Origin of the sequence: Anaerostipes faecis (assembly GCF_910574135.1) — a bacterium.
GTDB classification, from domain to species: Bacteria; Bacillota; Clostridia; order Lachnospirales; family Lachnospiraceae; genus Anaerostipes; species Anaerostipes hominis.
This window is the reverse complement of sequence record NZ_CAJSYK010000048.1, coordinates 1-4,657: the sequence shown is the minus strand read 5'-3', so window position 1 is coordinate 4,657 and position 4,657 is coordinate 1. Positions and strand designations below refer to the sequence as shown.

Annotated in this window: 3 protein-coding genes; all 3 read left to right on the top strand. The window is 45.0% G+C overall.

What is annotated here, in order from left to right:
* Nucleotides 1-416: 416 nt before the first annotated feature.
* The gene (locus tag QGT46_RS16625; protein WP_148459711.1) at nucleotides 417-2,114 is read left to right on the top strand and encodes an ABC-ATPase domain-containing protein; all 1,698 of its coding nucleotides are present in this window, start codon (nucleotides 417-419) and stop codon (nucleotides 2,112-2,114) included.
* A 341-nt stretch (nucleotides 2,115-2,455) separates the two neighbouring features.
* Nucleotides 2,456-3,817: an MATE family efflux transporter gene (locus tag QGT46_RS16620; RefSeq protein ID WP_148459712.1), complete on the top strand. Its 1,362-nt coding sequence runs from the start codon at nucleotides 2,456-2,458 to the stop codon at nucleotides 3,815-3,817.
* A 296-nt stretch (nucleotides 3,818-4,113) separates the two neighbouring features.
* Nucleotides 4,114-4,657, top strand: a 544-nt coding sequence (locus QGT46_RS16615; RefSeq protein ID WP_301591649.1) for a transposase, incomplete at its 3' end; no start/stop codon positions are given.

Below are 4,657 nucleotides of genomic sequence, written 5' to 3'. Positions count from 1 at the left end.
GCATAGCTTCCTCTATGTCCAACGTTTATGCCCTTTTTTGCCAAATCTCTATTCCTGCACGATATTCAGTTTTCAAATTTCAGTTAGAATCTCATTCATTGAGATTCCGAGAAGTTATTATTATATCAACTGCCCGCAGTGTTTGCCATTGAAAGAAAAAAATACTCGGACCAGATTGACTGGTCCATTTAATCGTGGGATACTTATTATGACATATTGACCAGTTTTCCGGCTTGCTGTCTCAGAGATGCAAGGCCTCAAAACTGGTCAAAATGGAAGTAATATCTACTGGATAAGTATCCATCAAACAAATGGAACTATCCAACGATAGCTTTTTATCACTATTGGAGGAACGCATTTCAAAGCGTGACGGAAATAGTGGTAAAAAACTCATACATTGAAAGGTGATAGAACATATGAAGACTTCAGATGATTTAAGATCGCTGTTAGAGCGTATCGATCATAAAGGCTATCCTGCCTATAAAGACACCAGAGGAAGCTACCGGTTCGGCGGCTATACCCTGCATATTGACCATGTACAGGGAGATCCCTTTGCCTCTCCCTCCAAAGTAAGCATCAGTATTCCCGGCAGAAACGCCGGATTTCCTGCCCGGCTTTTTGACCTGTCCCATAAGCGGATCGCACTGCAGGACTATCTGACCCGCATCTTCGGCAGAAAGCTTGAATCCTATAATTTTAAGGCAAAGGGCTCAGGAAAGAGCGGGCTCATTTCCATCAGTAAATGCGGACAGGAGATACTGGAACGGACTGCCCTGCTGATTCATCCGGATTCCGGTGATATTTCCGTCCATTTTGAGATCGGATTTCCTGCCAGGGGCCGGACCATCGCCGCATTTGAACTGATCAAAATCCTGTTTGACTTTCTTCCCGACTGTGTATTGTCTTCCTTCTATTATAAGAAGCTTAACGTAGGCGCCGTCGAAGATGTGATCAGCCTTGCCGAAGATCAAAAATATATTCGTGACCAGCTTCCGAAGCTGAATCTCTGTGCTTTTGTAGCAGATGGTTCTGTCCTCCCAAGGGAGAGCGGGGTATCTCCGCGTCCGATGAGGCAGGCTGTGGCTTTCCATTCGCCGGACTCCCTGAAAGTCACATTAAATCTTCCTCATCACGGTCCCCTCTCCGGCATGGGAATACCAAAAGGCATTACCTTGATCGTAGGCGGGGGCTATCATGGAAAATCAACACTGCTGAAAGCATTGGAATTAGGTGTTTACAACCATATAAGAAATGACGGCCGTGAATATGTCATCACCGATGACACGGCGGTAAAACTCCGCGCAGAGGACGGGCGCAGCATAAAAAACACAGATATTTCCCTGTTTATCAATAATCTTCCAAACGGAAAAGATACGGTTTCTTTCTCCACTGAAGACGCCAGCGGCAGCACCTCCCAGGCGGCCAATGTGATCGAGAGTATGGAGGCCGGAACTTCTCTTTTCCTCATCGATGAAGACACCAGCGCCACCAACTTTATGATTCGTGACGAACTGATGCAGAGAGTGGTCCACAGGGATCATGAGCCTATTACTCCGTTTATTGAACGGGTCCGGGGACTGTATGAAGACCACGGTATTTCTTCCGTCATTGTGGCAGGAAGCTCCGGGGCCTATTTCCAGGTTGCCGACCACATTTTACAGATGGACCGCTATGTGCCGAGGGAGATCACAGACTTTGCAAAAGAGGAGTCCAAAGCCTTTCCGCCGGTAACAATTCCGAAAGAAAAGCCGGACAGCCCTTCTTTTCACCGTGTTGTAAACCCCAGCCGTCCGTCCCTGAAAAACAGCCGGAACAAATTAAAAACCCTCGGAAAAGACGCATTCCAGATCAACAAAGAGACTGTGGACCTGCGGTATGCAGAACAGATCTGTGACTCTGAGCAGACAACAGCTCTCGCCTATGCTCTGCTTTATGCCCAGCTGCATCTGATCGACGGCAGAAAAGACCTGCGCCAAATCGCAGAGGAACTTTTAGCGCTCATCGACGCCAAAGGGCTTGCGGCGATACTGGACAGCGGATATGTGAGATCTAATCTGGCAATGCCGAGACGGCAGGAGATCCATGCGGCGTTCAACCGCTGCAGAAAGCTTTAGACATATTTATGAAGCGCTTGACATAGGAAGCTGAGACCTTTATAGTTATCTTATCAACGAAAAGAAAGGGTGAGTACAATGATATTCGGAAAATTATGTATTGATGAAAGCTCCATACAATTTGATGATTCAAAACATTGTACGGAGCCAAGATTATGAAGAAGTATGCCAAACACTGATGGAGACATCAGGTTTTGTTTGTATGTTTTTCACAGATGGAAATAAATCATACCTGGGCAGCGGACAATGTTTTGTCTGCTGCCTTTTGTATTTTTTATTTATATGAACAGAGGGCACACCCTTTTGGTGATGCCCTCTGCTTCTTTGAAAGGAACATGAAAATGAAAGAAAAACAAAACCTGACCAAAGGAAACATTACAAAAAATCTGGTCCTGTTCGCACTGCCTCTCCTGTCAGCTAATCTGCTGCAATCATTTTACAGCATCGCAGATATGCTGGTGGTCGGAAGGACCGTCGGAAAAGCCGGGCTTGCCGCTGTAAGCAACGCCTCCATGCTCTGTTTTATTATTAATTCTTTCTGCCTGGGAATCACCATGGGCGGGACTGTACTGATCGCCCAATTTAAAGGAGCCGGCGACATAAAAGGCCAGGCGGAAACAACCGGAACGCTTTTTTCAGTTACCTTTATCGCTTCGCTTTTTATAACCATACTTGGACTTCTATTCTGCAGACCGCTTTTTATTTTATTAAAAATTCCTGCCGATGCAATGCAGGATGCCTGTGCATACATGGAAATCATCTGCTGGGGAACTGTTTTTGTATTTGGGTATCATTCCGTTTGTTCGGTTATGAAGGGGCTCGGAGATTCAAAGAGTCCGCTTTACTTTGTCGCGGTGGCTGCTGCCGTTAATATCATACTGGATCTGCTTTTAGTCTCTTATCTGGGAATCGGAACGAGAGGAGCGGCTTACGCGACAGTTTTTTCCCAGGGTATTTCACTTGTAACCGCAGTCATTCATCTGAAACGCAGGAACTTTGTCTTTGATTTTAAAATCAGAAACTTTGCGGTCAAAGCCGATAAGCTGGCAGTCATTATGAAAATTGGTCTGCCGGCGGCCGGCCAGATGATCATCGTCAATATTTCTTATCTATTGATTACAGGTATGCTCAACAATTTCGGTACAGCCGCCGCAGCGGCATCCGGTGTCGGGCTGAAAATCAATACTTTTGCAGGCATGCCGTGCTGGGCTGTGGGGCAGGCAGTCACAGCCATGGCCGGTCAAAATATAGGTGCAAATGATATCCGGCGCGTGAAAAAAACAACCCTGACCGGTCTCCGTCTCAATGTCATGGTGACGCTGTTCTCTGTTCTGATCGTCCAGATCTTTGCTGAGCCCATCATTATGCTGTTTGACCCCTCGAGTCCGGAGGTCCTGAAAAGCGGGATTTTGTACCTCCGAATATGCTGTGGTGCAAACAGTCTGGTCTATGCAGTTATGTATACGTTTGATTCCTTCGCAATCGGTATAGGTTCTTCCCATATTGCCATGGTAAATGCAGTTTTAGATGCCGTCATCGTACGCCTGCCCCTGAGCTGGCTGTTTGCATTTCCTCTTAAACTGGGATTCCCCGGAATCTATATGGGGCAGGCTCTGTCATCCCTGCTGCCTGCCATCGCCGGTTTTTGCTATTTTAAAAGCAAGAAATGGGAACAAAAAAAATCGGCTGCACAGCAGGGATGAAAAGAACAAAGTGGGCAAGCCCACTTCAACGCCCCAACCCCTCACTCTTTGAGGGGCTTGACAACTTTGCGTGCCAGATGCAATTTGCCGCAGGCAAATAATTTCCTTACGCATCTGTGCACAACCCGCGGAGTGTTTTTATTTCATAGGGAAGTCGTAGAACTTTCCTATGAAGATTAGGGTGTCAAAAGGTCATTGACCTTTGATATAAATTTGTACCTTGAAAATTTAACACGATATATCAATCCATCCGAACATTTGGTAAAATATAAATATCAAATATCGAGGTGATTCGCATGGCTTTTGTATCAAATAATAGTCAACAAATGTCGTTGACTGACAGCACATTTAACCTGACAGAAAGAGAACGTAAGTTTCTTGAAAAATCATGGGCAAAGACTTTTTCGGATAGGATTTTTCCTGCCATAAACGAAGATATATTTTCTGTATTGTATAGTAGTAAAGCTTCTCGTCCAAATACTCCCGTAAATGTAATCGTTGGTGCATTGATTCTCAAAGAAGCACTTGGTGATAGTGATGATGAACTTGTTCAGGCTCTAATGTTTGATATACGGTATCAGCATGCTCTTCATACTACTAGTTTTGAAGAACAGCCCTTGAGCGACAGAACTCTGAGTAGATTTCGTGCAAGATGCCTTGCTTATGAAACAGAAACTGGTATTGACCTGATTCATATATGTGTTACCTCTTTATCAAAAGAAATATCTGAATTTATGGGGCTTACCCCTTCTATGCAGAGAATGGACAGTATGATGATCGCGGCAAATATCCGGAATCTTTCACTATTAGAGCTTTTCTATACTTGTACTGCAAATTTAG

What these genes read in the sequence shown, in the direction of transcription:
- QGT46_RS16625 (WP_148459711.1), top strand. Translation starts at nt 417, where the DNA reads ATGAAGACTTCAGATGATTTAAGATCGCTGTTAGAGCGTATCGATCAT.
- QGT46_RS16620 (WP_148459712.1), top strand. Translation starts at nt 2,456, where the DNA reads ATGAAAGAAAAACAAAACCTGACCAAAGGAAACATTACAAAAAATCTG.